Here is a 1,726-nt window from a genome sequence, read left to right as displayed (position 1 = left end):
CCACCCGCACGCTCGCCGACATGCGCACCCGGGACGGGCTGCGCCCCGAGGCCATCACCGAGGCGTGGGAGCGCCGGCGGGACCGGGCCGCCCGGGAGGGCGACACCAAGGGCTCCGTGGCCGCCGGGTACGCCCTGGCCGTCTGGGACGGGATGCAGCGCGACCTCGCCGAGTACCTGCGCGACGCCGACTGACCACCCGACCCGAGGAATCGAGGAACCCATGCGGTACCTGCTCACCCGTACGCTGCCCGACGGCACGGAGAAGTCGCACAGCCCGATGGACACGCTGCGGCAGGTGGCGACGGCCGCCGCGTACTGCCTGATGGACAACTCCCGCGTGCCGCGCGGTGAAGCTTCCCGGTTCGCCTCCGAACTGGTCGCCCGGCCGCTCGGCACGACGGAGAAGCACGAGGCGTCTGGCTACGCGTTCCGCGTCGACCGCGCCTGACGTCGAAAATTTTCGACAAGGAGCCCCTTGGCCCACCGGGCCTCGGGGCTTCGTCGCGTCAGGGGGTTGCCCGCTCGCCGGACTGATGGTTTAATTAATTCATCGAGAAGGACCGGCCAGGGAACGAGGAAGTCATGGCGAAGGCATACCGGGTCAAGGGCACGACGGACGAGGTCACCGAGTGCGAGCTGTGCGGCAAGGTGGAGCTGAAGGGCACGGTCATGCTGGCCCCGCTGGACGCCGACGGCAACGAGGGCGGCGACGTCTGCTACTTCGGCACCCCCTGCGCGGCCAAAGCGGCCGGCTGGACGGTGCGCGAGGTCAAGGCCGGAATCAAGAGCGCGGCCGACGAGCAGCGCGCGGCCGAGCGGGCCCGGCGCGACGAGGTCCACCAGGCGGAGCAGAAGTTCCTCGCCGACTGGTATGTGGAGCACTACGGCACGCCGGACCTGCACGAAGCCGCCAAGCGCGCGGGGCTGTCCCCCGTCCGCACCTCCAGCCCGGCCATCCACGCGTTGCGTGAGGCGCAGGCCGCCGGCAACGTCCCGACCATGTACTGACACCCTGCCACTCAGAAGCCCCGGACCGCCTGCGGCGGCGAGGGGCTTCATTGCGTCCGGGGGTTGCACGACCGGCATCAGTCATGGTTTAATTAATTCATCGGGACGGGGTTGCCGGACCGGGACCAAGGAAACGAGGAAAGCATGGACGCGAACGCGCTGCGCGAGAAGGCTCGCCGGTCCGAGCAGACCGCCCGGGAGCGGATCGGCCGCCTGTCGGACGACAACCTGGCCGTGCAGTGGCTGCTCACCGAGACGCAGCCGATGAGCGCGGAACTGGCCGTCGTCCGGGGCTGGATCATGGACGAGCTGGAGAAGCGCATGACCCCGGACCAGTTCGACGCCTGGCTGTTCACCGACGGCGACGCCGTCGACCCGACCCCGTTCTTCCGGGCCGGGGAGTGAAGGGCGCCATGGGCCGCATCATCATCGACCAGACGAAAATCCAGATCAGCGTCGACCTGGTGAGCCGGGGCGCTGCCCCTTTCCCCCGGCCGCTGGCCTGGTGGCAGCAGACACTCCCGATCTGGGTGAGTGCCGGGGAACTGCCGGGCGGACGCCTCTCCCTCACCCCTAACGGGAAGGTCGCTGACGGCCGCCAGCTTGAAATGACCCCGGCCCTTATCCGCCGGGAACTCAAGGCGATCCGCCGATACCTGGACAGCCGCCGTCACCTGGACTTCGCCGACGCCATCGGAACGGAGTGACCGTGGACC

Annotated in this window: 5 protein-coding genes; all 5 read left to right on the top strand. The window is 69.6% G+C overall.

What is annotated here, in order from left to right:
* The coding region (locus ACWCV3_RS28855) for a hypothetical protein (RefSeq protein ID WP_451230298.1) at window positions 1-194 on the top strand (194 nt) is incomplete at its 5' end.
* Window positions 195-222: 28 nt separating this feature from the next.
* Complete coding sequence (locus ACWCV3_RS28850; protein ID WP_451230295.1) at window positions 223-450, top strand: hypothetical protein; 228 nt, start codon at window positions 223-225, stop codon at window positions 448-450.
* Between the two features lie 134 nt (window positions 451-584).
* Window positions 585-1,010, top strand: coding sequence for a hypothetical protein (locus ACWCV3_RS28845; RefSeq protein ID WP_451230292.1), 426 nt, complete (start codon window positions 585-587; stop codon window positions 1,008-1,010).
* A 144-nt stretch (window positions 1,011-1,154) separates the two neighbouring features.
* Window positions 1,155-1,415 (top strand): hypothetical protein, encoded by a 261-nt coding sequence (locus ACWCV3_RS28840; protein ID WP_451230289.1) that lies wholly within the window; start codon window positions 1,155-1,157, stop codon window positions 1,413-1,415.
* 8 nt (window positions 1,416-1,423) lie between these two features.
* Window positions 1,424-1,717 (top strand): hypothetical protein, encoded by a 294-nt coding sequence (locus ACWCV3_RS28835; protein WP_451230286.1) that lies wholly within the window; start codon window positions 1,424-1,426, stop codon window positions 1,715-1,717.
* The last annotated feature ends 9 nt before the right edge of the window (window positions 1,718-1,726 follow it).

This window comes from Streptomyces sp. NPDC001781 (assembly GCF_053596035.1).
Note: the sequence above shows the minus strand (reverse complement) of the source record. Positions and strands in the feature narration are given on the sequence as shown.